The sequence below is a fragment of the Plantactinospora sp. BC1 genome (assembly GCF_003030345.1).
Lineage (GTDB): Bacteria > Actinomycetota > Actinomycetes > Mycobacteriales > Micromonosporaceae > Plantactinospora.
Map to the genome: position 1 here is coordinate 6,010,080 of NZ_CP028158.1, position 23,984 is coordinate 6,034,063.

At 72.8% G+C, this 23,984-nt stretch carries 24 protein-coding genes; 5 read left to right on the top strand and 19 right to left on the bottom strand.

All coding sequences use genetic code 11. The annotated features are described in order from the left end of the window. The first annotated feature begins 744 nt into the window (after window positions 1-744). Window positions 745-1,143, top strand: a complete 399-nt coding sequence (locus C6361_RS26290; RefSeq protein ID WP_234359014.1) for a hypothetical protein — start codon at window positions 745-747, stop codon at window positions 1,141-1,143. A gap of 592 nt (window positions 1,144-1,735) precedes the next feature. Here C6361_RS26290 and C6361_RS38330 read toward each other — a convergent pair. Then, window positions 1,736-1,906 (bottom strand): hypothetical protein, encoded by a 171-nt coding sequence (locus tag C6361_RS38330; protein ID WP_234359015.1) that lies wholly within the window; start codon window positions 1,904-1,906, stop codon window positions 1,736-1,738. A 119-nt stretch (window positions 1,907-2,025) separates the two neighbouring features. Here C6361_RS38330 and C6361_RS38335 point away from each other — a divergent pair, with 119 nt between their 5' ends. Beyond that, window positions 2,026-2,328, top strand: coding sequence for an endonuclease domain-containing protein (locus C6361_RS38335; RefSeq protein ID WP_234359016.1), 303 nt, complete (start codon window positions 2,026-2,028; stop codon window positions 2,326-2,328). Window positions 2,329-2,438: 110 nt separating this feature from the next. On the opposite strand, the gene C6361_RS26300 is transcribed toward C6361_RS38335, so the two are convergent. Next, window positions 2,439-3,386, bottom strand: a complete 948-nt coding sequence (locus C6361_RS26300; protein WP_107260863.1) for an aldo/keto reductase — start codon at window positions 3,384-3,386, stop codon at window positions 2,439-2,441. 252 nt (window positions 3,387-3,638) lie between these two features. Between C6361_RS26300 and C6361_RS26305 the strand changes: the two genes are divergently transcribed. Then, on the top strand, window positions 3,639-4,625 hold the full coding sequence (locus C6361_RS26305) for a glycosyltransferase family 2 protein (RefSeq protein ID WP_199853089.1): 987 nt from the start codon (window positions 3,639-3,641) through the stop codon (window positions 4,623-4,625). Next, entirely contained in the window at window positions 4,622-6,316 is a 1,695-nt protein-coding gene (locus C6361_RS26310) for a glycosyltransferase family 39 protein (protein WP_107269338.1), read from the top strand. The genes C6361_RS26305 and C6361_RS26310 overlap by 4 nt, the downstream gene beginning before the upstream one ends. 43 nt (window positions 6,317-6,359) lie before the next feature. Here the strand turns inward: C6361_RS26310 and C6361_RS26315 are convergent, their stop codons facing one another. From C6361_RS26315 to C6361_RS26335, 5 genes are all read right to left on the bottom strand, one after another. Further along, window positions 6,360-7,259: a bifunctional 2-polyprenyl-6-hydroxyphenol methylase/3-demethylubiquinol 3-O-methyltransferase UbiG gene (locus C6361_RS26315; RefSeq protein WP_107269339.1), complete on the bottom strand. Its 900-nt coding sequence runs from the start codon at window positions 7,257-7,259 to the stop codon at window positions 6,360-6,362. Then, window positions 7,256-8,578 carry a glycosyltransferase gene (locus C6361_RS26320; protein ID WP_199853090.1) on the bottom strand — a complete coding sequence of 441 codons (1,323 nt, stop codon included), beginning with the start codon at window positions 8,576-8,578 and terminating at the stop codon, window positions 7,256-7,258. Before C6361_RS26320 ends, C6361_RS26315 begins: the two co-directional genes overlap by 4 nt. Window positions 8,579-8,623: 45 nt before the next feature. Next, a complete protein-coding gene (locus C6361_RS26325; RefSeq protein WP_159079482.1) occupies window positions 8,624-9,703 on the bottom strand; it encodes a lysylphosphatidylglycerol synthase domain-containing protein in 1,080 nt (359 codons plus the stop codon). A gap of 142 nt (window positions 9,704-9,845) precedes the next feature. After that, window positions 9,846-11,525 (bottom strand): ABC-F family ATP-binding cassette domain-containing protein, encoded by a 1,680-nt coding sequence (locus tag C6361_RS26330; RefSeq protein WP_107269341.1) that lies wholly within the window; start codon window positions 11,523-11,525, stop codon window positions 9,846-9,848. Between the two features lie 93 nt (window positions 11,526-11,618). Continuing rightward, window positions 11,619-12,224: a class I SAM-dependent methyltransferase gene (locus C6361_RS26335; RefSeq protein ID WP_107271197.1), complete on the bottom strand. Its 606-nt coding sequence runs from the start codon at window positions 12,222-12,224 to the stop codon at window positions 11,619-11,621. A 2,164-nt stretch (window positions 12,225-14,388) separates the two neighbouring features. Here C6361_RS26335 and C6361_RS26350 point away from each other — a divergent pair. Continuing rightward, window positions 14,389-15,318: a hypothetical protein gene (locus C6361_RS26350; RefSeq protein WP_107269344.1), complete on the top strand. Its 930-nt coding sequence runs from the start codon at window positions 14,389-14,391 to the stop codon at window positions 15,316-15,318. Between the two features lie 42 nt (window positions 15,319-15,360). On the opposite strand, the gene truA is transcribed toward C6361_RS26350, so the two are convergent. The 12 genes from truA to secY form a co-directional block, all read right to left on the bottom strand. Further along, window positions 15,361-16,194, bottom strand: a complete 834-nt coding sequence (gene truA / locus C6361_RS26355; RefSeq protein ID WP_107271198.1) for a tRNA pseudouridine(38-40) synthase TruA — start codon at window positions 16,192-16,194, stop codon at window positions 15,361-15,363. 81 nt (window positions 16,195-16,275) lie between these two features. After that, window positions 16,276-16,839, bottom strand: coding sequence for a 50S ribosomal protein L17 (rplQ, locus tag C6361_RS26360; protein ID WP_107269345.1), 564 nt, complete (start codon window positions 16,837-16,839; stop codon window positions 16,276-16,278). A 68-nt stretch (window positions 16,840-16,907) separates the two neighbouring features. Then, window positions 16,908-17,930 carry a DNA-directed RNA polymerase subunit alpha gene (locus C6361_RS26365; protein WP_101368124.1) on the bottom strand — a complete coding sequence of 341 codons (1,023 nt, stop codon included), beginning with the start codon at window positions 17,928-17,930 and terminating at the stop codon, window positions 16,908-16,910. 114 nt (window positions 17,931-18,044) lie between these two features. After that, window positions 18,045-18,671, bottom strand: coding sequence for a 30S ribosomal protein S4 (gene rpsD, locus C6361_RS26370; RefSeq protein WP_101368125.1), 627 nt, complete (start codon window positions 18,669-18,671; stop codon window positions 18,045-18,047). A 16-nt stretch (window positions 18,672-18,687) separates the two neighbouring features. Further along, window positions 18,688-19,095 (bottom strand): 30S ribosomal protein S11, encoded by a 408-nt coding sequence (gene rpsK, locus C6361_RS26375; protein ID WP_030329919.1) that lies wholly within the window; start codon window positions 19,093-19,095, stop codon window positions 18,688-18,690. An 86-nt stretch (window positions 19,096-19,181) separates the two neighbouring features. Continuing rightward, on the bottom strand, window positions 19,182-19,562 hold the full coding sequence (gene rpsM, locus C6361_RS26380) for a 30S ribosomal protein S13 (RefSeq protein ID WP_107260877.1): 381 nt from the start codon (window positions 19,560-19,562) through the stop codon (window positions 19,182-19,184). Between the two features lie 220 nt (window positions 19,563-19,782). Continuing rightward, window positions 19,783-19,896 carry a 50S ribosomal protein L36 gene (rpmJ, locus tag C6361_RS26385; RefSeq protein WP_012184307.1) on the bottom strand — a complete coding sequence of 38 codons (114 nt, stop codon included), beginning with the start codon at window positions 19,894-19,896 and terminating at the stop codon, window positions 19,783-19,785. Between the two features lie 127 nt (window positions 19,897-20,023). Then, window positions 20,024-20,245 carry a translation initiation factor IF-1 gene (gene infA / locus C6361_RS26390; protein WP_007073013.1) on the bottom strand — a complete coding sequence of 74 codons (222 nt, stop codon included), beginning with the start codon at window positions 20,243-20,245 and terminating at the stop codon, window positions 20,024-20,026. Between the two features lie 214 nt (window positions 20,246-20,459). Further along, complete coding sequence (locus C6361_RS26395; RefSeq protein WP_234359017.1) at window positions 20,460-21,044, bottom strand: DUF1707 domain-containing protein; 585 nt, start codon at window positions 21,042-21,044, stop codon at window positions 20,460-20,462. Window positions 21,045-21,102: 58 nt separating this feature from the next. Continuing rightward, window positions 21,103-21,954, bottom strand: coding sequence for a type I methionyl aminopeptidase (gene map / locus C6361_RS26400; protein WP_107260879.1), 852 nt, complete (start codon window positions 21,952-21,954; stop codon window positions 21,103-21,105). 10 nt (window positions 21,955-21,964) lie between these two features. After that, window positions 21,965-22,618 carry an adenylate kinase gene (locus tag C6361_RS26405; protein WP_107260881.1) on the bottom strand — a complete coding sequence of 218 codons (654 nt, stop codon included), beginning with the start codon at window positions 22,616-22,618 and terminating at the stop codon, window positions 21,965-21,967. Beyond that, a complete protein-coding gene (secY, locus tag C6361_RS26410; RefSeq protein WP_107260883.1) occupies window positions 22,619-23,950 on the bottom strand; it encodes a preprotein translocase subunit SecY in 1,332 nt (443 codons plus the stop codon). Window positions 23,951-23,984 lie beyond the last annotated feature (34 nt).

Consider the following 23,984-nt stretch of genomic DNA (forward strand, 5'->3'; position numbering starts at 1 on the left):
CCGCGATTCGACGTAGCTTCCGTGAGCGCACCGCGGCAGTCCGCCATCGGGCCCGGATGAGGTCGAGTCGGAACCGTCCGTCCGGGCATCGACGCCGGTGGCTCTGGTGTCCGTGCTCCGCCCCTGCTCCTGCTCGCCCCGCTACTCCGGCTCACCGGTCTGCTCCGGCGTCGGCACTCGCGGATGGCGCGCTGGCGAAGGGCCTCTGTCCGGCACCTGCGGCTGCCGCACCGGTACGCCGACCGAGCCACGCCCCTGAGAGAGTGTTGTGATACCTCGGCGTGACCTTTGCTGACTCTTTGGACGAAGATCACTTCTGTGTCGTTGTGTTTGTAAACCGGCGTACGAGTCGTCGCTGACTGATCGGCAGTGGGCGGTGATCGAGGGTGCACGGTGGCGGACGCAGCCGCTGGGTTGGTGCCGATTGCCAGCAGCAGCGTGGTGGGGGTGACGCCGTGCACCATGACGGGACTGCCGACGACTAGCTGCGCACCCAGCCCTACCAGTGCGATGAGCAGAAGTTTTCGCACGGGCGTTCCTTCCCTGAAAGGTGGTCGAGGGTATGCTTGACTGTTTTTTTTAGATGGGTAGAAGAGACAGGCGCAGTCTGGCCGGACCGTCCGGCTCGTCCTCGTACCGCTGCTCTGTGCGCACTTCCTCGCCGCCGGGCTGGCCCCGGCGGCACCGGCAGCGGCGCACGGCAGCAAGATCAAGCTTCTGGTCGCCGGTGACGGCGCCACCGGGGTGACCGTGCAGGCCAGCTACGCCGACGGCCATCCGCTGGACAACGGTGCCCGGCTGGTGGTGACCGCCACCGGTGAGGGCGGCCGGACGGTCGGTCCGCTCCAGCTCGACCCGGCCGGCGAGGGGAAGGGCTTCTACAGCACCGGGCCGCTCCTCACTCCCGGACCCTGGCAGGTCACGGTCACCGCGCCGAAGCCCACCCCGGCCACGGTGCAGGTGGTCGTGCAGGCCCGCGCCGCCCAGGCCGCCCCGCCGGCGCCCGCGCCAGGCGCGGCCGGCACGCCTGACCCGGCCGGCAACTCGACCACCCGGCTGTGGTGGCTGGCCGGCGCCGCGATGGCACTCGCCGCCCTCGCCACCCTCGGCGCCCTCCTGGTACGCACCCGCCGCCGCGCCTGACCCCACTCACCTGGACACCAGATGCGTCAACCGCGCCGGGTAACGCCTCTGCCGTCCAGGTCGACGCCGTCGGGGCGTCCGCTCCCGGCGGCAGCCTCCGCCCCGGCGGCAGCTTCCGCGCCCGACCGCACCGCCAGCATCCGCGCCGGCGCCAGCTTCCGCTTGGGCGGCAGCTTCCGCTCGGGCGGCAGTGGCGGGTGGCGGGGCTGGCGTTCCTGGTGGACGGGGCAGCGCGACGACGAGGGCTGCGGCACGCTGGTCCGATGCCTCGTCCTCCCCGGGTACCGGCCAGGTTGGCGTTCCTGCCCTTCTCGGCGAGGGTGGCCGTGTCAGAGGGGTTGCTCAGCCGGAGCATGCTGCGCGGGCCGGCCTGGCACCGGCTGCTTCCCGACGTCTACGTGCACCGCGACGGTTACCGGGAGGACGACCACCGGATGTGGTGCGACGCGGTCGCGCTCACCCTGCCCCCGGGCGCGGCCATCGGCGGGCTGAGCGCCGCACATCTGTGGGGCGTACCGCTCCTCCCCCGGGACGCTCCGGTCACCGTGCTGGTGCCGGGGGTCACCCGACCCCGTCCCCGGGAACGGGTCCGCTACACGCTCGCGAAACTCTCCCCCGACGACGTGACCCGGTTCGGCGGGCTGCCGGTCACCACGCCGGTGCGTACCGCGTTCGACCTGGGACGGAAGCCACCGCGTACCGAGGCGGTGGTGGCGGTGGACGCGCTGCTGAACCGTCGGCTGGTGAAGCCCGCCGCGCTCACCGACTATCTCGCCGCGCGTCCCGGCTGGCCCGGCGTACCACTGCTGCGCGAGGTCCTCGGCCTGGCGGAACCGCTCAGCGAGTCGCCGATGGAGACCCGCCTGCGGCTTCTGCTCGTCGATGCCGGCCTGCCACCGCCGACGGCACAGCACGACGTGTACGACGCCCGGGGGCGGTTCGTCGGTCGGGTGGACCTCGGGTATCCCCCGGCTGCGGATCGCCATCGAGTACGAGGGCGACCACCATCGCGAGCGGGCGCACTTCCGTCAGGACGTCGCCCGGCTGAACGACCTTCGCGCCGCCGGCTGGGTGGTGCTCCGCTTCACCGCCGACGATGTCCTGCGGCATCCCGCCCGCGTGGTCGCCCAGGTGGCCCAGGCCATCCGGGAACGCCTCCAACCACCTGGACACCAGAGGCGCTAACCGTGCCGGGTAACGCATCTGGTGTCCAGGTCGACACCGCCACACCGCCAGCGCCGAGGCGGCTGCCGGCGGGTGGCGGGGGTTGGCCCGGCGGCGCTGGTCCGGCGGGTTCAGAGGAGGGTGCGCAGGGTGGTGAGGTCGTCCGGGGTGGGCTGCCAGCGGCCGGCGTTGGCGTTGGCGCGTACCTGGTCGGGGGTGGTGGCACCGGCGATCACCGAGGTCACCGCCGGCTGGGCGGCCAGGCCGCCGATCGCGACGTCCAGCAGGGAACGGCCGCGCTCGGCGGCGTACTTCTCCAGCGCCTCGATGGTGTCCCACGGCGCCGACGCCAGCCGGGCGGCGTACCTCGGGCTCGTGCCGGCGAGCCGACTGTCCGAGGGCGGCTGGGCACCCCGCTTGTACTTGCCGGTGAGCAGCCCGTCGGCGAGCGGGAAGAACGGCAGCAGGCCGAGCCCGAAGTGCTGCGCCGCCGGCACCACCTCGGCCTCCACGCCCCGGTTCAGCAGGCTGTACTCGTTCTGCGCGCTGATGAACGGCGAGTAGCCCCCGGTACGCGCCGTCCAGGCGGCGTCGGCGATCTGCCAGCCGGTGAAGTTGGAGTTGCCGACGTAACGGACCTTGCCGGCCCGGACCAGGTCGTCCAGCGCGCGCAGGGTCTCCTCGATCGGCGTACCCGGGTCGGGTTCGTGCATCTGGTAGAGGTCGATGTGGTCGGTGCCGAGCCGGCGCAGGGACGCCTCGACCGCCCGGGCGACGTAGCGGCGGGCGCCTCGGGCGCCGAGGTCCGGCCCGTTCATCCCGGACATGCTCATGCCGAACTTGGTCGCCAGCACGATGTCGTCGCGCCGGCCGCGCAGCGCGGCACCGAGCAGCTCCTCCGACCCGCCGTGCGGCTCGCCGTAGATGTCGGCGGTGTCGAAGAGGTTGATGCCGGCGTCGAGGGCGGCGTCGACCACGGCCCGGGTACCGGCGGCGTCGAGCTTGCGGCCGAAGTTGTTGCAGCCGACCCCGACGACGGACACCACGAGCCCGGAGTCGCCCAACCGGCGATAGGTCATCTCAGTCACGAGATCAACCCTATGCCGCCGTCCCGGGCCGGAGACTCCGCACCGGAGTCCGCTCACCCGGCCAGGGGACGCCATTCGAGAAAATGATTCGACGACGATTCACGTACGTGAAATCGACTGGCGTACTGGCGCGTCGCGCGCGTACGCCGGAAACTGCTATATCGTGGGCACGGATACGGCGACCTCTGCGATTACCCCGTGCCGTTAACGGTCGCCGCGCGAGGTGTCGAAAGGCGGGTTCACATGGCGGTGAACGGCCGATTCGACCGGCCCGGCTCGGAGATGTCCGTCGTTCCGGCCCAGGTCAGCAGGGAGAGCAACGCACCGGTCGAGGTGACCGTCGTCCTGCCCTGCTACAACGAGCAGGCGCACGTGCTGACGGAAATCGAGCGCATCTGCGCGGCAATGGACGCCAGCGGCCTCAATTACGAATTGCTGGCGATCGACGACGCCTCCACAGACGACACGCTGGAGATCCTGCGCGGGGCGACCGGACGGTTTCCCCGGCTCCGGCTGCTGGCGTTCCACCGCAACGGCGGTTCCGGCACGGCACGCCGGATCGGCACCGAACAGGCGCGTGGCGCCATCGTGGTGTGGACCGACGCGGACATGACCTATCCGAACGAGCGGATTCCCGAGTTCGTCCGGCTGCTGCTCCGGGACCCGCACGTCGACCAGGTCGTCGGCGCCCGTACGAGCGAGCAGGGCAGCCACAAGTTCCTCCGGGTACCGGCGAAGTGGCTCATCCGCAAGATCGCCGAGCGGCTGGCCGGCACCCGCATCCCCGACCTCAACTCCGGGCTGCGGGCCTTCCGCCGGGACGTGTCGCTGCCCTACCTCCGGCTGCTCCCGCCGGGGTTCTCCTGCGTCACCACGATCACGATGGCGTTCCTGCACAACCAGCACGACGTGCACTACGTGCCGATCTCCTACGCCCGCCGGTCGGGTTCGTCGAAGTTCCACTTCGTCCGGGACGCCTACCGCTATCTCCTCCAGGTGCTCCGGATGGTGATGTACTTCAACCCGCTCAAGGTGCTGATGCCGCCGTCGTTGCTGCTGCTCACCGTCGGCTCCGGGAAGGTCGTCTACGACCTGGTCGCGCATCCGGTCCGGATCGCCACCAACACGGTGCTGCTGCTCTGTGCCGGCCTGATCGTCGGTGCGGTGGCGCTGCTCGCCGACCTCATCGTGCGGTCCAGAATCGACTGGCCGCCCGGAAACCGCTCGTGACCGAAGCGGTGCCGACCGCCGCCGCGCTGCTCCGGGTCCGAGGCATCGGCCTGCGGGTCCGGGACACGGTGGCCCGGGTACGCGAGAGCAGGCCGGTGCCGTCGTCGTCCGGGCGCCCCGACGGGCCGGTCGACGACGCGTCCGGGCCGGACCCGGACCGGGTCGAGCGGCTGGGCCGGGCCGGTGTCGCCGCGATCACCGGCATCGTCGCGCTGACCTGGTTTCCGCTGCTCGGCATGCCGTTCGGCGACAACCACCTGGGCCGGATCATCGGCCGGTACGCGCTGCACCTGCGCAACCTCCAGGAGCAGGGCATCCTCGGCTCGCACTTCGGTGCCGACTGGCTCCCGTACGCCTCGACGCCGTACGCGCACCACCCGCCGCTGCTCAACCTGCTCACCGCGCTGACCGGCCTGCTGCCCGGGGACGGTGAATACCAGGTGTGGCTGCCGGCGTACCTGCTGGCACTGCTGATCGTCCCGGCCGGCGCCGCCCTGCTACGCGGCCTCGGGCTGCGCTGGTCGGCCACCCTGCTGGCGCTCGGCCTGATGGTCGCCACCCCGTTCTACTGGATCTACAGCCCGCTGATGTTCGACCTCGGGCCGATCCTGGCCCTCTCCGCGCTGGTGCTGCGGCTGCGCGCCCGCCCCGATCCGGCGCCCCGGCTCGTCGCCGCCGCCTGCGGTGCCGCGCTGCTCACCACCCTGGTCTCCTGGCCCGGTGTCGGGTTCGCCGCCGTACTCGGGCTGTGGCTGCTGGCGGCCCGTCGGGTCGACCGGGTGACGGTACTGGTCGGCGCGAGCATGCTGGCCGGGGTCGCGATCAGCCTCGCCTTCGTGGTCGGGGTGACCGGGATGGCGATGCTCGGCGGGCAGGCCGAGCTGCGCAGCACCGGTGGCGGCTACACGGTGCGGCAGTTCCTCCGCCGACAGTGGCACTACGCCTACGACCTGCTGCCGCTCTGGTACCTCGGCGCGCTGCCGGTCGGTGCGGTGGTCGGGCTGCTGGACCGGCGTACCCGGGTCTACCTGGCGATGGCGGTCGCCTTCACCGTCGCCTGGATGCTCGGGTTGAGCAACGGCGCCTACGTCCACTCGTACTGGTCCTATCCGGTGCTGGTGGTCGGACTGGTCGGCACCGGTGTGCTGCTGGACCGACTCGTCGGCCGGCTCACCGGCTCCGTCCCGGACGACGGCCTCGACGCACCGGTCCGGGAGGGTGACGCCGCGGGTACGCCGGAGGCGGTGCGCCGATTCGTCCGGACCAGGAGGTGGCTGGCCCGACGGCGGGTCCGGGTGACGGCGGCGACGCTGGTCGGAGCGGCCCTCGGGGCGTACCTCGGGATGCTGGTCGTCGGCCCGGCCCGGCATCGTCTGCTGGACGAGCCGGCCGGGGCCGGCCGGCTGGTGGCCGGGCATCCCCCACCGGCCGGTCAGCGGTACGCCTGGATTGCCGGCACCGGGGCGACGAGTCCGCGCTGGCTCGCCTACTACTGGCGGTTGACGCCCCGGCAGCTCAGCGCCGCGACGCTGCACACCGAGCCGACCCGCCCCGAGGACCTGGTCCTGGTCAACCTGGCCAAGCGCCCGGAGTGGCTGCCCGCCTCGGTCGAGTCCCGGGCCGTGGCCCGGGACGGGCCGTACGTGCTGGTCCCGTTCGCCGCCCTGGACGGCACCGCCGGCGGCCCGTGACCCGGCTCCGGCCCCGGACGACGGGACCGCGCGGGCCGGGGATCTACGGGCGGGTGGCGAGCGCGACGAGGCCCGGCCCGCGGTCCGGGCGCATCCGTTGCAGGACCACGAACGGTGAGACGGCCAGCCGGATCGCCTCGCCGGCCAGGACGCCGCGCGGTTGCAGGATCCGCCCGGAGGTGGAGGTGCGCTCCTCGGCCGTCCCGCCCGGCGGCCCGTCCGACGGGCCGGGACCACCGGCAGAAGCGGGCTCGGCGGCGGGCTCGGCGGCGGCCACGGCGGCGCTGTCACCTCCACCTCCACCTCCACCTCCACCTCCGCCTCCGGCTCCGGCTTCGGCTCCACCTCCGGCGCCGCCGGCTTCGGTGGGATGGTCGGCGCGGCGGCCCGCCCAGCGGTCCCGTACGGAGTCGAGCAGGTAGCCGAGCGGCCAGCCGTAGTGCACCAGCCGGACGTCGGTGGCACCGGCGTCGAGCAGCCGCTGCCGGAGCTGCTCGGCGGAGTACCGCCGGTAGTGCCCGACCAGGGTGTCCCAGGGGCCGAACCGCTCCGGGTCGGCGGGTACCGACAGCAGCAGGTGTCCACCGGGCCTGGCCAGGGCCAGCCACTCCGTCAGTACCGGTAGGTCGTCGGCGATGTGTTCCAGCACCTCGAAGGCGCAGACCAGGTCGTAGCCGCCGGCCGCCGGTACCTGCCGGTGATCCCCGTTGTGCACCGTCCCGCCCAGCGGGGTGATCCGGGCGTACGCGGTCGCGAAGCTGCGCGGGTCGGGTTCGGCCGCGGTGTAGCTGGCCAGCCGGGCCAGCCGGGTGCCGACGGAGCCGAGCCCGCAGCCGAGTTCGAGGATGCTCCCCGGCCGGCACTCCGCCACGAGCCGGCGTACGACGTGCCAGCGCAGGGCCGCCCGGGGTGGCAGCGGCGGGTCGGCCGCCAGCGCGGTCATCCGAGCCACCAGACCGGACCGGCGGTCAGGTTGCCACGGCTCGGGGTGCCGGCAGCGTCCGGCGACGACTCGGCCGGGCTCGAGGTGCCGGCAGCGTCCGGCGACGGCTCGGCCGGGCTCGGGGCGCCGGCAGCGTCCGGCGACGGCTCGGCCGGGCCGGCGTCCCGGCCGACGGCGGGGTCGATCCGGTGCCGGACCGGGGCCACGACGGTCGCCGGCCAGAAGTGTTCGAGCGCGCGCCGCCGGGCGGCCCGGCGCAGCCGGGCGAGCCGGTCCGGGTCCCCGGCCAGGTCGCGCAGCGCGTCGGCCAGCGCGGACGGGTCGCCGGCCGGCACGAAGACGGCCGCGTCGCCGAGCGCACGGCGTTGCGGTGCGGTGTCGGAGGTGACGATGGCGCAACCGGCGGCGGCGCCCTGGTACACCTTCGTCGGTACCACCCGGCCGGCCTTCGCCGTCGCGCCGAAAATGCCCAGCGACACGTGGTGCCCGGCGACGAAGTCGGGCAACTCAGCCGCCGGTATCCAGTCGTGCCAGATCACCCGGGGGTTGTCGGCGGCGGCCCGGCGGCAGCCGGGATGCTCCTGTCCGGTGCCGACCACGGTCACCTCGATCGAGTCGTCGCCGGCCAGCGCGGCCAGCGCGGCGCCCAGGGTCCGGGTGCCGTGCAACGGGGTGAAGAGGCCGACGAAGACGACCCGCAGCCGCCATCGGCCGCCGCCGGCCGGGTCGCCGGGCCAGCGCTCCCGGGCGGTACGGGCACCGGCGGCGAACCACGCTGCGCCGGCTCCGACGGGTACCACCGTTCCCCGGTCCCGGGCCGCTGCCGGGAGCGCGTCGAGATGCTCCTCGGTGTCGACCAGTACGACGTCGGCCCGGTGCAGCGCGGCGTCGTCGATCGCCCGCATCAGCCGTAGCCGGGCACCTCGGGCGTCGGCGAGTCCCCGGTCCCGGGCCGTGCCGGCGGCCGAGACGAGGTGGTCGAGCACGATCGGGGTACCCCGGAACAGCGGCCGGGCCAGGTGCACGTCGAAGTGTCCGAGATAGCCGACCAGGACGGCGTCGACCGGTCCGCCGGGCGGGCTGCCGTGCCGCTGCCGGAGGGCTCGCAGCACGAGCAGGGCCCAGCAGCGGGCGAGCTTGCTGACGAGCAGTGGGAGTCGCCACGGCTGCCGGAGTACGGCTATCCGGGCGGCGGTGTCCATGGTCAACGGTTCGTTCAGCTCGGTTACCTCGTCGCCGGCCGCCCGGAGCCCCTCGACGAGTACGCCGACCCGGGGATGTCGCCGTACGTCGTAGCTGCCGAACACCAGCCAGCGCACGAGCAGCAGCGTAACGCCTAGTGCATCTCTGGGCACGTTCCGTCGTTACGGCTGGCGCGTCGCCGGGTCCGCCGGCTCCACCCCGCGCGCCTCCGGCCCCCCGACCGAAGACGACCCAAGCGGGGACGGCTCGACAGGGGACCGCTCGACAGAGGACGGCTCGGCGGGGGACGGCTGCCGGGGTAGCCGGCGGGCGAGTCGACGCCCCGACCAGCGGAGCGAGACCGCGACGGCCGGCAGCAGCAGGTCCACCATGGTCAGCAGCAGCCGGGAGAGCACGGTGGCGACCAGCGCGGCCGGTCCGGCGACGGTCGGACCGAGCAGCAGCGGCAGCGCCACCTCCCGGGGGCCGACCCCGGCCGGCGCGACGGCCAGCAGGAACCCGACCGACCACGAGCCGGCGAAGGCGCCGATCGAGCGGAGCAGCAGGTCCGGGCCGCCGGTCGCACCGACGTCGGTCAGCAGCAGCCAGAGGTGCGTACCGTAGCCGAGCCAGGTCGCGAGCGACCAGCCGACGGCCCCGCCGATGCCGCGCGCGGAGAGCGGCCGGGGCATCGGCTCGCGGCGGGCCAGCCGGAGCAGCGCGGCGAGGATCCGGTTGACCAGCGGCGGCCAGAGCACCAGCAGCGCGGGCGGGACGGCCAGCAGGATCCACCAGTAGCCGGCGACGGCCCGGTCGCCCAGCAGCGGCAGGGCGGCGGCGGCGAGCAGCAGGCCGGTACCGAGCGTGACGAGCATCGCCAGCAGCGCGGCGACGGCCGACGCCCGCCCCGGCACCCCGTACGCCCGGCCTAGGCGGGCCTGGACGAGGATCGGCCACACCTTGCCGGGCAGGTACTTCGCCAACTGCCCGACGAAGAAGATCCGCGCCGCGCCGCGCAGCGGAAGGTCGACGCCGAAGTCCGTCAGGATGGCCCGCCAGGCCAGGCAGCCGCAGAGCCCGGCGACGGCGGCGGCCAGTCCGGCCAGCAACAGGCCCGGCAGGGAGAGTTCGCCGAGCACCGCCGGTACCTCGTCCCAGCGCCGCGCCACCGACCAGCCGACGAGGCCGAGAAACGCCCCGGTCACCGCGACCTGGGCGGCTCCGCGCGCCAGGCGCCACCTGCCGGTTCCGCGCGGCACCACGGCGGGGACGATACTCCGGGTGACGTCACCAGTCCGGAGAGCCACGCGGAGCGGCCCCGGCCGACCCGGCGGCGAACAGCGATCGGCAGCCGACGATCAGCGGTCCCGACCACCGGTCCAGGCCCCGACCCACTCCCCTACGTCAGGCGACGTCCCAGACCGGTTCCGGCGTCTCGACCACCTCGCCGTCGCCCCGGAAGAGCAGGAAGCGGTCGAACGACCGGGTGAACCAGCGGTCGTGGGTGACCGCCAGCACCGTCCCGTCGAACGCCAGCAACCCGGCCTCCAGCGCCTCGGCCGAGGCCAGGTCCAGGTTGTCGGTCGGCTCGTCCAGCAACAGCAGGGTCGCGCCGGAGAGTTCCAGCAACAGCACCAGGAACCGCGCCTGCTGTCCACCGGAGAGCGTGCCGAACCGCTGGTCGCCCTGGCCGGCCAGCTCGTACCGGTTCAACACCTTCATCGCGGTGTGCCGGTCCATCCCGGCCCGGTGGTCGTCGCCCCGCCACAGCACCTCGACCAGGGTCCTGTCGAGCAGATCCGGCCGGTCGTGGGTCTGCGAGAAGTGACCGGGCCGCACCCGGGCGCCCAGCCGGGCCACCCCGCCGTGCCGGACCGGGGCCAGGGCCGGGCCACCGTCGACCGGACCGTTGGCCGGATCCGGGTCGGTGCCGCCCCGGGCGAGCAGGCGGAGGAAATGCGACTTCCCGGTCCCGTTGGCGCCGAGTACGGCGACCCGGTCGCCGTACCAGACCTCCAGGTCGAACGGGAAGGTGAGGTCGTCCAGCTCGACCTGCTCGCAGACGATCGCCCGCTTGCCGGTACGCCCGCCGGCCAGCCGCATCCGGATGTCCTGGTCCTTCGGGGGTACCGGTGGCGGCCCGGCCTCCTCGAACTTGCGCAACCGGGTCTGCGCCGCCTGGTAGCGGGAGGCCATCGCGCTGTTGTACGCCGCCTTCTGCTTGTACATCAGCATCAGCTCGCGCAGCTTCTGGTGCTCCTCGTCCCAGCGGCGGCGCTGCTCCTCCAGCCGGTCGTGCCGGTTCACCCGGGCGGCGTGCCAGCTGGCGAAGCCGCCCGGGTGCATCCAGGCGCTGCCGCCCTCCACCGCGACCACCCGGTCGGCGGTACGGGCCAGCAGCTCCCGGTCGTGCGAGACGTAGAGGACGGACTTCGCCGACTCCCGCAGCCGCCCCTCCAGCCAGCGCTTGCCCGGCACGTCGAGGAAGTTGTCCGGCTCGTCGAGCAGCAACACCTCGTCGGTGCCGCGCAGCAGCAACTCCAGGGCGAACCGCTTCTGCTGCCCGCCGGAGAGGGTGCGTACCGGCCGGTCGCGGGTCTTCTCCCAGGGCAGCTCCAGCACGATCGTGGAGACGGTGTCGAAGAGCACCTCCGCGTCGTAGCCGCCGGCCTCGCCCCAGGCGCTCAGCGCGTCCGCGTACCCGAGTTGGGCCTTGCCGGCGGCGCTGCTGAACTTGCCGCGCACCTCGGCGGCGTGCAGCGTCGCCTCGGCCGCCGCCAGCCGCTCCCCGGCGGCGCGCAGGACCGGCGGCGATAGCGAGAGTACGAGGTCGTGCAGCGTCGACTCGTCGCCGATCATGCCGATGAACTGGCGCATCACGCCCAGCCCGCCGGAGCGGGCGATCGCCCCGGTCCGGGTCGGCAGATCCCCGGCCACCATCTTCAGCAGGGTGGTCTTGCCGGCGCCGTTCGGCCCGACCAGGGCGACCTTGGCACCCTCGCCGACCCGGAAGGAGACGTCGGCGAACAACTCACGGCCGTCCGGCAGGATGTGCCCGACTCCGGTGACGTCCACGTAACCCACGTCGGCATACTGCCCCAGGCACCCCGCCCGCCGACACCGGGTTTCGGCCGGTTGACAGCGGCTGCGGAGGCGCCGCCGGCCGCTGCGCGCGGGTCAGCGGGTGACCCGGAGTACCCGGTAACCCTTCTGGCTGGCGTGCCGCTCGACCCGCCAGCCGGCCTCTACGAGCCAGCGCTGGAGCGAGTCGCCGCCGAGGTGCCGGGCCACCACCAGCCAGGCCACGCCGTCCGGCGCCAACCGGGGCAGCCAGCGCCGCAGCATGCCGTGCAACTCCTCCTTGCCGACCCGGATCGGCGGATTCGACCACAGTTGGGAGAACGTGATGTCGTCCGGTACCTCGTCGGGCGCCGCGACGCGTACCCGGTCGGCGAGGCCGAGCCGTTGCGCGTTCTGCCCGGTGAGTTCGCGGGCCCGGGCGTTGACGTCGACCGCCCAGACCGTGGCCGCCCCCGCCCTGGTGGCGAGTACGCAGGTGATCGGCCCGTACCCGCAGCCCAGGTCGAGCAGTGCTCCGCTGGTCTGCGCACCGGGCAGTTCGGCCTTGCGCAGCAGTACGGCGGTGCCCGGATCGAGCCGGTCGGCGGAGAAGACCCCGGCCGAAGAGGTCAGCGAGTAGTCGTCGCCCTCGACGGAGAACGTCACCGTACGCCGGTCGGCGCTGGTCAGGGGCTCGGTGCTGAAATAGTGGTCGCCGGTCACGCCACGCATTCTCGCCTATCGCAGGAGTGCCCCGGCCGGTGCCCGTACTCCGGGCCCTGCCCGGCTTCCGGGCAAATGACCACTCTCCCACCAACTGTGACTCATCTGCGGCGGCGCGCCGATCCGCATTTCCGTTACCCTGTGCGACATGGTTTATGGGCGTGGACCTGGACCGGGCGGTGGGCCGCCACGGTCTCGACGCGATCCCGCCGATGAGCCCTCGCTCGATCCGGATCCGACGGACGGTCCGCCGCCGGGGAGGGCCGCCCGGCGCCGGTCCGGTGCCGACCGGTCCGACGGGTTACCGGCGGCGTCCCGCTTCGGTCCGTCCACTGCCGAGCCTGCCGGGCCCGGCTCCTCGCGCGGCTGGCCGGCGGACGGGCCGGGACGGCCGGCGGACCGTCCAGGTCGGGCAGCGGCGACACCGGGGCGCCCCGGCGACACCCCGGGCAGATTCCCGGACGGGCCGGCCCGGCGCGCCGACGGACCGATCGGCCGGCATGCCGACGCCCCGGCCGGCCGGCAGCACCCGCAGACCCCCGCCGGCCGGTACCCGGACGCCCCGGGCGGCCGGTACGCCGACGCACCGGGCAGCCGACCTCCGGCGGACGCCCCCGCCGCTCGACACCCGGCGGACGGCCCGACCGGTCGACACCCGACGGACGGTCCGCTCGGCCTACACGGCGACGGCCCGGTCGGGCGGTACCCGGAGCGCTCTCCGGGCCCCGTGCCGGACGGCCCGGGACCTTCCGTGCCGCCCGCCGGCCGGGGCCGTCGGGGCCGGCACGGCGCCCCCGAGCCCGACGGCGTCGGGCCGGGCGCCGGCTACCCGCCGGTGGGTAGGCCCGGCCCCGACCCGCTCGGAACTCCCGGTGGCCGAAGCGCCGGCCGGCTGCCCCCGACTCGCTCCGGCCCGGATCGGCTGCCTCCCGGCAGCCCGGCACGCCCGGCCGGTGGCGGTCGCCACCTGGCCGCCCCCGAGGACGCCGTTCCCGGCGGCCGACCGGCACCGGGCGGCGGGCGGCCGCTCGCCGGTGACCGGCCCGGGCCGCGTGACCGGATGACGCCGGGCGGCCGTCCGGTTCCCGGTGCCCGGCCACCCGTCGATGACCTGCCCGGCGTCGCGGCCGGGCCGGGTCCGGGCGGCCGATCGCCCCGGACCGGTGGTCGCGGTGTCCCGGAGGTGCCGGTTCCGTCCGGCGCCGATCCGTTCGGGTCGCCCCGCGCCGGGTCCGGACCGGCCGCAGCCGGCGGCCCCGACTCCCGGGAGCCCGCCTCCGGCGGTCGACGTCGCAGCCAGCCCGATCCCGGCGCCTACCGACCGGGTCCCGCCGAGCCACCACCCGCCGCGCCACGGTCGGCGCCGGTGCCACGACAGCGACGTCCGTCGGCCGACCGGGATCCACTTCGGCCCGGTCTTCCCGACCCCGCCGCTCCGCCCGGCGGGCGGCGCGGCCCCGTCGACCGGCCGGGTGACGGCCCGGCGGAACGTCGCGGTGACCGGGGCGGCCCGTCCCGCCCGCCGCTGGACCGCGCCATGCCGCCCGCACCGGCCCCGGAGAGTCCCGGGGTACGACGGCCGGGCCGCCCCGTCAGCCCCGAGCCTCCGCCCGCCGGCCGGGCCGGCAGCCGAGGCCCCGCCCGCTCCGGTCCCTCCTCCGGGGGCGCACCGCCGGGATCGCCGCGACCACGACCGGGCGGCCTCGGAACGGACGGTGTGGTCCGGCCCGACGCCGAACCGGGTCGGCCGGCACAGGGTGCTCCACCTCCCGCGCGCCGGTCCCGGAACGCCGGGGTCGCACCGGGCTCACCCGCCGGGCCGCCGCACGACCGGTCCCCGGGCCCACCCGGACCGCGCCCCGGTCCACCGGACGCGGCACCGCACGGCCGGGCCCCCGGCTCACCGGCCGGACCGCGCTCGGGCCCACCCCCCGGCGCGGCACCGCCGGCCCGGGCACCGGGCTCACCCACCGGACCGCGCCCCGGCCCGGACGGCACACCACGACCACGCCCCGCCCCGCCGGTCCCGGGTTCACCCGCCGGGCCGCGCTCCGGCCCCGAGGGCGCACCACGACCACGCTCCGGGCCGCCGGTCCCGGGCTCACCCGCCGGGCCGCGCTCCGGGCCACCCGGCGGCGGTCGGTCGGGACCGTCGGGGCAGGGTGTGCGTACCGGCCCGGCCGGTGGCGCCTCCCCGGTCTCGCCGGCCCGTACCCCGGCCGCCCCGGAACGTACGTCCCGATCGGCCCCGGGCCCGGCGAAACCCGCTCCCGCCCCGGCCAAACCCTCGGGCGGCCCGGCCCCCGGCTCCGCCCTCGCCACCCTCGGGTCGACGTCCGGCGACACCGCCGCACCGCTGCGCAGTTCCAAGCGGACCTGGCAGTTGATCATCGGCTCGCTCGGGGTACTGCTCCTGCTCGGGATCTGCGGGCTCAGCTCCTACTTCTTCATGGTCGACGACCCCGTCGGCCGGGACTCCCGGGCGGCCGACGGCGCCGGTGCCGGTGTCGCACCCCGGGACATCAGCTCCCGCACCGCCGATCCGGCTCCCCTGACCGTCAAGGAGGTCTTTCCGAACGGCAAGGAGGTGCTGGTCGACCCCGAGCAGTCGGCGTACGAACTGCTCAAGACGCAGCAGGCGGAGGAGTGCGATCTCGTCGCCGACGGCCAGATCGCGGCCGTACTCCAGGAGGCCGGGTGCAGCCAGTTCGTCCGCGGCACCGTACGCTCCCCCACCGGCCTGTACGTCGCGACCGCCGGCATCGTCAACCTGGCCGACGAGGCCGGGGCGACCTCGGCGCGCGAGAAGATCAAGCCGATCGTGGACGGTCGGAAGGGCCGTTTCCTCGGTCTCGCCGCCGGACGCGGCACCGAGGCCGTCACCGCCGCCTCGGCCCAGGCCGGCTGGCACGTCCGCGGCCACTTCCTGATCTACTGCGTCGTCGCCAAGAGCGACGGCAAGACCATCGGCGACCAGGACCTCTTCGCCCGGCAGATCCTCTCCGACATGATCGAGGTGTACCTGCGCGGCAAGGTGCTCGACCAGCGCGCTCTCACCCCGTCCGGCCCGGCGAGCCCGGCCGGGTCCGACTGAGCCCGGGCCGGCGGCGCGACACCGCCGGGTCCGCCGGCCGGCTCAGGCCGAGGCGGTGAGCCGGAGCCGACGGGTACGCAGCGCGCGGCTTGCGTACTCGGCAGGATCGGCCGGGTAGCCGACCGCGACCAGGGTCAAGCCGTGCGGCGGCGCCACGCTCACCTCGCTGGCCCGCTCCCGCCGCCCGAGCAGCCCACCCGGCCAGTCGACCGGGCGCCGCCCGTCCCCGGCCACCAGCATCGCCCCGACCAGGCTGCGCACCATCGACTGGCAGAACGCGTCGGCCTGCACCGTGGCCACCAGCAGACCGTCCGGGTCGCGCCGCCAGTCCAGCCGGGTCAGCTCCCGCACCGTGGTGGCGTTCTCCTTGCGCCGGCAGTACGCCGCGAAGTCGTGCTCGCCGACCAGCCCGGCGGCGGCCTGGTTCAGCGCCGCCAGGTCCAGCGGGCGGGGCCAGGCCAGCACCTCGTGCCGGCGCAGCGGCTCGGCGCCGTACGGGGCGTCGGTGACCCGGTACTCATAGCGCCGGAAGGTGGCCGAGAACCGGGCGTCGAACTCGGCCGGTACCTCGGTCACGGCGCGGACCCGGACGTCCGGCGGCAGTACCCCGGCGAGCCGGGGCAGCAGCGTCTCCGCCCACTGCCGCCACACCGGGCTCGGCAGGTCGAGATGGCAGACCTGCCCGCTGGCGTGCACCCCGGCGTCGGTCCGTCCCGCCACGGTCAGCCCACTGACCCGATCCGGCCCGACGATCCTGGTCAGCGCCTCGACCAGCACCCCGGCGACGGTACGCCGACCGGGCTGGGCGGCCCAGCCGGAGAAGTCGCCGCCGTCGTAGGCGACGTCCAGGCGTACCCGGGTCCGCTCCTCATCCACCTCGTGCTCCACGACCAGCTCCAGATATGCCGCAGCCCGACACCCCTGCGGGGATGCCGGGCCCGGCCTCGTTCGTCGGTGTTACTTGGTGTCGGCCTCGTCGGTGTCCTCCCGGGCCGCCCCGGTGTCGCCGGAGCGCGACTCCGGCGCCTCGGCGTCCTGGTCGTTCCGGTCGTCGGGCGACGAGGAACGCGGGGTCTCCTCGTCCGGGGCGAGCGCCTCGACCTTGTCCTGCTGGGCCGCCTTGCGGGCGGCGGTCTTCTTCGCCGGTGCCGCCGGAGCCTCGACCAGCTCCTCGACCAGCTCGATGATGGCCATCGGCGCGTTGTCGCCCTTGCGCGGGACGGTCTTCACGATCCGGGTGTAGCCACCGGGACGGTTGGCGAACCGGGGAGCGATCTGGTCGAACAGGGCGAAGACCACGTCCTTGTCCCGTACGACGGTCAGCACCCGCCGGCGGGACGCCAGGTCGCCCCGCTTGGCCTTGGTGATGAGCTGCTCCGCGAGCGGGCGGAGCCGCTTGGCCTTGGTCTGGGTGGTGGTGATGCGGCCGTGCTGGAACAGCGCGGTGGCCAGGTTGGCCAGGATCATCCGCTCGTGCGCGGGGCTACCGCCGAGGCGGGGGCCCTTGGTGGGCGTGGGCATTCTTGGTGCTCCTCAATAGTGGGTGGCCGGATCTCCAGTGGGTGGCCGGATCTCCGGCTAGCCCCGGACTAAAGCTGCTCGGTCTCGCGGTAGTCGTCGGTGTCGTAGTCGGCCTCGCCGAAGGAGTCGACGACGTGCGCCGGGTCGAAGTTGGGCGCCGAGTCCTTCAGCCCCAGCCCCATGCCGGCGAGCTTCATCTTGACCTCGTCGATCGACTTCTGCCCGAAGTTCCGGATGTCGAGCAGATCGGCCTCGGTACGCCCGATGAGCTCGCCAACCGTGTTGATGCCCTCGCGCTTGAGGCAGTTGTAGGACCGGACGGTGAGGTCCAGCTCCTCGATCGGCAGCGCCAGGTCGGCGGCGAGCTGCGCGTCCTGCGGCGACGGGCCGATGTCGATGCCCTCGGCGCTCTCGTCCAGCTCCCGGGCCAGCCCGAAGAGCTCGACCAGGGTGGAGCCGGCGGAGGCGAGCGCGGTACGCGGCCCGATCGACGCCTTGGTCTCGACGTCGATGATCAGCCGGTCGAAGTCGGTACGCTGCTCGACCCGGGTCGCCTCGACGCGGTACGTCACCTTCAGCACCGGCGAGTAGATCGAGTCGACCGGGATCCGGCCGATCTCGGCGCCGGCCTGCTTGTTCTGCGCGGCGGTGACGTAGCCGCGACCCCGCTCGACGGTCAGCTCCATGTCGAGCCGGCCCTTGCCGTTCAGGGTGGCGAGCTTGAGGTCGGCGTTGTGCACGGAGACACCGGCCGGGGGCTGGATGTCACCGGCGGTGACGTCGCCGGGGCCCTGCTTGCGCAGGTACATGCTGACCGGCTCGTCGTGGTCGGAGCTGACGCAGAGCTCCTTGACGTTCATGACGAGCTCGACCACGTCCTCCTTGACGCCCGGGATGGTGGTGAACTCGTGCAGCACACCGTCGACCTTGATCGAGGTGACCGCCGCGCCCGGGATGGAGGAGAGCAGGGTCCGCCGGAGCGAGTTGCCCAGGGTGTACCCGAAACCCGGCTCGAGCGGCTCGATGGTGAACCGGGACCGGGTCTCGCTGATCGACTCCTCGGTGAGGGTCGGCCGCTGGGTGATGAGCATGCTGTTTCCTTTTCGTTCGGGGCACCCGCTATTTGATGCCCAAACTTCTGTCCGGCGCTCCGGGCCGGCTCCCGGCGGTGAGGCCGGGAGCCGGCGCGGGAGCGCCAGGAACCGTTACTTCGAGTAGAGCTCGACGATCAGCTGCTCCTGGACCTGGGTGTCGATGACGCCCCGGGCCGGAAGCGAGTGGATCAGCACCTTCATCTGGCTGGGGATCGCCTCCAGCCAGGCCGGCACCGTCTTCGAGCCGGCCTCGGCCTGCGCCACGATGAACGGCGTCAGCTCCTTGGACTTGGCCCGGACCTCGACGATGTCGTGCTCCTTCACCCGGTACGACGGGATGTCGACCTTGCGGCCGTTCACCGTCAGGTGGCCGTGCTTGACGAGCTGCCGCGCGTGGTCGCGCGACTTCGCCAGGCCGGCCCGGTAGATCACGTTGTCGAGCCGCGACTCCAGGATCTGGAGGAGGATCTCGCCGGTCTTGCCCTTCTTGGCGACGGCCTCCTCGTAGTACCCCCGGAACTGCTTCTCCAGGACGCCGTAGACGCGGCGGGCCTTCTGCTTCTCACGGAGCTGGAGCAGGTACTCCGTCTCCTTGGTGCGGCCCCGGCCGTGCTGCCCGGGCGGGAACGGCCGGGACTCGAACGGGCACTTCGGGCCATCGCACTTGCTGCCCTTGAGGAACAGCTTCATCTTCTCCCGACGGCAACGGCGGCAGTCGGCACCGGTGTAACGAGCCATGTTCTTCGTCTACCTCTCAGACCCGACGACGCTTCGGCGGACGGCACCCGTTGTGCGGCTGCGGCGTGACGTCGGCGATCTGGCCGACCTCCAGGCCAACGGCCTGCAGCGAACGGATGGCGGTCTCCCGGCCGGAACCGGGGCCCTTGACGAACACGTCGACCTTGCGCATGCCGTGCTCCATGGCCCGGCGCGCGGCGGCCTCGGCGGCGAGCTGCGCGGCGAACGGAGTCGACTTGCGGGAACCCTTGAAGCCCACCTGGCCGGCGGAGGCCCAGGAGATGACGGCACCGGTCGGGTCCGTGATGGAGACGATGGTGTTGTTGAACGTGCTCTTGATGTGCGCCTGCCCGTGGGCGACGTTCTTGCGTTCCTTGCGCCGGACCTTCTTTACGGCGGCCCCGGCGCGAGCCTTCGGTGGCATGAGTCTGTGCGCTCCTAGTTGACTTTCCGGATCGGGTCGGAGTCCGGCCTACCTCGGTGGAGATCGACCCGAATTCCGGTTCAGCTCTACTTCTTGCCGGGCTTCTTCTTGCCGGCGACGGTCCGCTTCGGGCCCTTCCGGGTCCGGGCGTTGGTACGGGTCCGCTGACCACGGACGGGCAGACCCCGGCGGTGCCGGATGCCCGCGTAGCAGCCGATCTCGACCTTGCGGCGGATGTCAGCGGCGACCTCGCGGCGCAGGTCGCCTTCTACCTTGTAGTTCGCCTCGATGTGGTTCCGGAGCTGGACCAGCTCCTCGTCCGTGAGGTCCTTGGCGCGCTTGTCGGGGGAGATGCCGGTGGCGGCGAGCGTCTCGACCGCGCGGGTCCGACCGACCCCGAAAATGTAGGTGAGCGCGATCTCCAGCCGCTTCTCGCGGGGGAGATCGACGCCGGCTAGCCGTGCCATGTGCGGGCGTACTCCTCGGATTCTTTCGCGGAGGTCTGTACCCGCCCCATCCCGCCTGCCCAAACCTGCGGGCCCCGGCCTCCGACCGGGGGTCGGCCACGACTGCGTTCTCGCTGGGCGATCTCGCGCTCGCGGCTGGGACGAGCTTGTGTTGTTGTACGGAATCTGCGGTCGGGACGCACCGTCGACGCCGCCGGCACGCACCGGCGGCGGCTGCGGATCAGCCCTGACGCTGCTTGTGGCGCGGGTCGGTGCAGATGACCATGACCCGGCCGTGCCGGCGGATCACCCGGCACTTGTTGCAGATCCTCTTGACGCTCGGCTTGACCTTCACGGTTGCCTTACTTTCCCATCTGTGCCCGGCAGCGCGCTGACGCCGTCGAGTCTTGAGGACGGACACGGACACCCGGCCGTCGTCAGAGAGTGCACGTGCCCCGGACCCGCGAACGGTCCGGCGACGTTCACTTGTAGCGGTAGACGATGCGCCCTCGGGTCAGGTCGTACGGCGACAACTCGACGACGACCCGGTCCTCGGGCAGGATGCGGATGTAGTGCTGCCGCATCTTGCCGCTGATGTGAGCCAGCACCTTGTGGCCGTTGGCGAGTTCCACCCGGAACATGGCGTTCGGGAGTGGCTCGATCACTCGGCCCTCGATCTCGATGGCTCCGTCTTTTTTCGGCATGTCCTCCGCTGTCCTGACGTCGGTTACTCCGGACGGCTCACAACGCCTTTCCCGGATGGAGAACATCCGAGCCAGCCGCGGCTCCGGCCCCACCGAAGCGCGGGTGGGCATGCCGGAGTGGACGCTGTGCGCCGATCAGCCAGTGTACGCGCGCCCGCACGCCAGCGCCAACCCGGGGACTCCCGGGTGGTCGGATCGGACGAACGCGACTATATCAGGCGGGTTCCCCCTGGCCGGCCTGTTCGTCCCGGCGGCGTTTCCGCTCCTCGATCCGGGCCCGCTTCTCGATCTTCGCCCGCTCCCTCGCGGCCTGCTTCGCCGCCTGCTTGGCGGCCCAGCGCTGCGGCTCACCCTTCGCCAGCCCGGTGACCGTGCCGACCAGCAGCACCGCGCCCAGCGGGCCCGCCACCCAACCCGGCCAGAAGTAGAGGAAGTCGGTCGCCAGCACCGAGGTGACCGCCCAGATCGCGACCACCAGGCCGACCAGGCCGAAATAGCCGTCCCAGGTGTCGGCCAGCCAGGCCCGGGTGGCGCCCGGATAGCGGCCGTCGGGTCCGGGACGGAACACCGCGGGCTTCGGGTCGGTCGGCACCAGCTGGGCCTGGTCGACCGGCACCGTACCCGGCAGGTCGGTGAGCAGCCCGTCGAGGTCGGCGTAGGTCTTCGCGGCGTACGCCCGCTGGAGCCGGTCGTCGTACTCGCCCAGGTCGAGACGGCCCTCGTTCAGGGCCTGCCGGAGCTGGTCGGCCACGGCCGTGCGATCGGAGTCCGCAGCGCGCATCTGGTCCCGCCGGTCCATGACTACGAGGATGCCACCACGGGTCCAGCCCGCCCACTCCTCGAACGGGCTGGGGCCGTCAGCCGGGGGACGACGTGGCCGGCTCCCGGGCGGTGACCAGGTCACCGAGCCGGGCCCGACCGCCGTCCGGAGCGGTCAGCACCCAGACGCCGTCGTCCAGCAGCGCCATCGTGTGCTCGACGTGTGCGGCGATCGACCCGTCCCGGGTGATCACCGTCCAGCCGTCGTCCAGCTCCACCGTCCGGGGCGAGCCCAGGGTCACCATCGGCTCGATCGCCAGCGCCATCCCCGGCACCAGCCGGGGGCCACGCCCGGGCCGGCCGTGGTTGAGCACGTGCGGGTCCTGGTGCATCTCGGTGCCGATGCCGTGCCCGCCGTACCCCTCGACGATGCCGTACCGGCCGGCGGCCCGGACCGCCCGCTCCACCGCGTACGAGATGTCGGTCAGCCGGCCACGACCGCTGAGCATGCCGCGCGCCGCGGCCCGGATCCCCGCCCACATCGCGTCCTCGGCGGCCTCGGCCATCCGGAGCAGTTCCGGACGGACCTCGCCGACCCCGACCGTGATCGCGGCGTCGCCGTGCCAGCCGTCGAGGATCGCCCCGCAGTCGATGGAGATCAGGTCGCCGTCCCGGAGCACCTGGGTCGGCGCCGGGATGGCGTGCACGATCTGCTCGTTGACCGAGGAGCAGATCGAGGCCGGATAACCGTGGTAGCCCTTGAACGAGGGGGTGCCGCCGGCCTCCCGGATCACCGACTCGGCGATCGCGTCGAGATCGGCGGTGGAGACGCCGGGAGCCACGGCCGCGCGCATCCGCTCCAGGGCCGCCGCGACGACGAGCCCGGCAGCCCGCATCAGCTCGATCTGCTCCGGGGTCTTCAGCTGGATGTCCAGCTGGGGTCGGCGCATGGTGCCCAGCCTATCCGCCGTACGACCGCAGGGCGTCGATAGCCCGGACGGTGACGTCCTCCACCGGCCCGGTGGCGTCGATCCCGACCAGCTTGCCCTGCGCGCCGTAGTAGTCGATCAACGGTGCGGTCTTGCTGGCGTACTCACGCAGCCGCTCGGCGATCGTCTCCGCCTTGTCGTCGTCCCGCTGGAACAGCTCACCGCCACACCGGTCACAGACGCCCGCCACCGAGGGGGCGTCGAACTCGATGTGCCAGACCTTCTCGCAGCCCCGGCAGGTACGCCGGCCGGAGAGCCGCCGGATGACCTCGTCGTCGTCGACGACCAGCTCCATGACCAGATCCAGGGCGGTGCCCAGATCGGCGAGCAGCTTGTCCAGCGCCGCGGCCTGCGGGGTCGTCCGAGGGAATCCGTCCAGCAGGAAGCCCTCGGCCGCGTCCGGGCGGGCGAGCCGGTCCCGGACCATGTTGATCGTCACCTCGTCGGGCACCAGCTTGCCGGCGTCCATGTAACGCTTCGCCTCGACACCGAGTGGGGTGCCCTGCGACACGTTGGCCCGGAAGATGTCCCCTGTCGAGATCTTGGGCACGGCGAGGTGGGCGGCGATGAACTCGGCCTGGGTCCCCTTGCCCGCCCCGGGGGGACCGACCAGAACGAGTCGCATCTACCGCAGGAACCCTTCGTAGTTCCGCTGCATGAGCTGGCTCTCGATCTGCTTCACGGTCTCCAGCCCGACACCGACCATGATCAGCACCGCGACGCCGCCGAACGGGAAGTTCTGGTACTGCTGGCTGTCCAGCCAGATGAAGAAGAAGTTCGGCAGGATCGAGATCAGGCCCAGGTAGAGCGCACCGGGGAGGGTGATCCGGCTCAGGATGAAGTCCAGGTAGTCGGCGGTCGGCTTGCCCGGCCGGATGCCCGGGACGAACCCGCCGTACTTCTTCATGTTGTCCGCGACCTCGGTCGGGTTGAACGTGATCGAGACGTAGAAGTACGTGAAGAAGATGATCAGCAGGAAGTAGACGCTGATGTAGGTCGGGCTGTCCGGCTGCACCAGGTGGTTCTGCACCCAGGTCTGCCAGTTGTTCAGGTTGTTCTGGTCGAAGAACTGGAGCAGCAGCGACGGCAGGTAGAGCAGCGACGACGCGAAGATGACCGGGATCACACCCGCCTGGTTCACCTTCAGCGGGATGTAGGTGGAGGTGCCGCCGTACATCCGCCGGCCGATCATGCGCTTGGCGTACTGCACCGGGATGCGGCGCTGGGCCTGCTCAATGAAGACGACCGCGGTGATGACCACCAGGACCAGGACCAGGACCAGGCCGAACATGCCCCAGCCCTTGTTGTTCTTGATGGTCCAGCCCTCGCTGGGCAGCCGGGCGGCGATCGAGGTGAAGATCAGCACCGACATGCCGTTGCCGACGCCGCGGTCGGTGATCAGCTCGCCGAGCCACATCACGACACCGGTACCGGCGGTCATCGTGATCACCAGGACGGTCACGGTCAGCCAGGTCGGCAGGCCGGTGCCCTCCGGGATGATCGGGAACTCCTGGCACATCCCGTTGAAGAGCTGGCCGGAACGGGCCAGCGCCACGAACGCCGAGGCCTGCAGGATGCCCAGGCCGAGGGTGAGGTAACGGGTGTACTGCGTGATCTTCGCCTGACCGGCCTGGCCCTCCTTGCGGAGCTGCTCCAACCGCGGGATGACCACGGTGAGCAGCTGCAGGATGATCGAGGCGGTGATGTAGGGCATGATGCCCAGCGCGAAGACCGACAGCGAGAGCAGCGCGCCGCCGGAGAAGAGGTTGAGCAGGTTGAAGACGCCGTTGCCCTCACCCGACTCCATGGTCTGGATGCACTGCTGCACGTTGCCGTAGGAGACGCCCGGGCTGGGCAGCGTCGCACCGAGCCGGTAGACCGCGATGATGCCTACTGTGAACAGCAGCTTCTTGCGCAGGTCAGGCGTGCGGAACGCACTGAGAAAGGCGGAGAGCAACTTCTTCCTCCTGCGCGAGGCGGCCGCCGGTGGT

Coding starts and splice junctions, on each gene's coding strand:
- C6361_RS26315 (WP_107269339.1), bottom strand. CDS start 7,259: ATGACCGCGCTGGCGGCCGACCCGCCGCTGCCACCCCGGGCGGCCCTG.
- rpsD (WP_101368125.1), bottom strand. CDS start 18,671: ATGGCTCGTTACACCGGTGCCGACTGCCGCCGTTGCCGTCGGGAGAAG.
- C6361_RS26365 (WP_101368124.1), bottom strand. CDS start 17,930: ATGCTCATCACCCAGCGGCCGACCCTCACCGAGGAGTCGATCAGCGAG.
- C6361_RS26395 (WP_234359017.1), bottom strand. CDS start 21,044: ATGGACCGGCGGGACCAGATGCGCGCTGCGGACTCCGATCGCACGGCC.
- C6361_RS26300 (WP_107260863.1), bottom strand. CDS start 3,386: ATGACCTATCGCCGGTTGGGCGACTCCGGGCTCGTGGTGTCCGTCGTC.
- rpsK (WP_030329919.1), bottom strand. CDS start 19,095: ATGCCACCGAAGGCTCGCGCCGGGGCCGCCGTAAAGAAGGTCCGGCGC.
- C6361_RS38335 (WP_234359016.1), top strand. CDS start 2,026: ATGCCGGCCTGCCACCGCCGACGGCACAGCACGACGTGTACGACGCCC.
- C6361_RS26305 (WP_199853089.1), top strand. CDS start 3,639: ATGGCGGTGAACGGCCGATTCGACCGGCCCGGCTCGGAGATGTCCGTC.
- C6361_RS26405 (WP_107260881.1), bottom strand. CDS start 22,618: ATGCGACTCGTTCTGGTCGGTCCCCCCGGGGCGGGCAAGGGGACCCAG.
- infA (WP_007073013.1), bottom strand. CDS start 20,245: ATGCCGAAAAAAGACGGAGCCATCGAGATCGAGGGCCGAGTGATCGAG.
- map (WP_107260879.1), bottom strand. CDS start 21,954: ATGCGCCGACCCCAGCTGGACATCCAGCTGAAGACCCCGGAGCAGATC.
- rpsM (WP_107260877.1), bottom strand. CDS start 19,562: ATGGCACGGCTAGCCGGCGTCGATCTCCCCCGCGAGAAGCGGCTGGAG.
- rplQ (WP_107269345.1), bottom strand. CDS start 16,839: ATGCCCACGCCCACCAAGGGCCCCCGCCTCGGCGGTAGCCCCGCGCAC.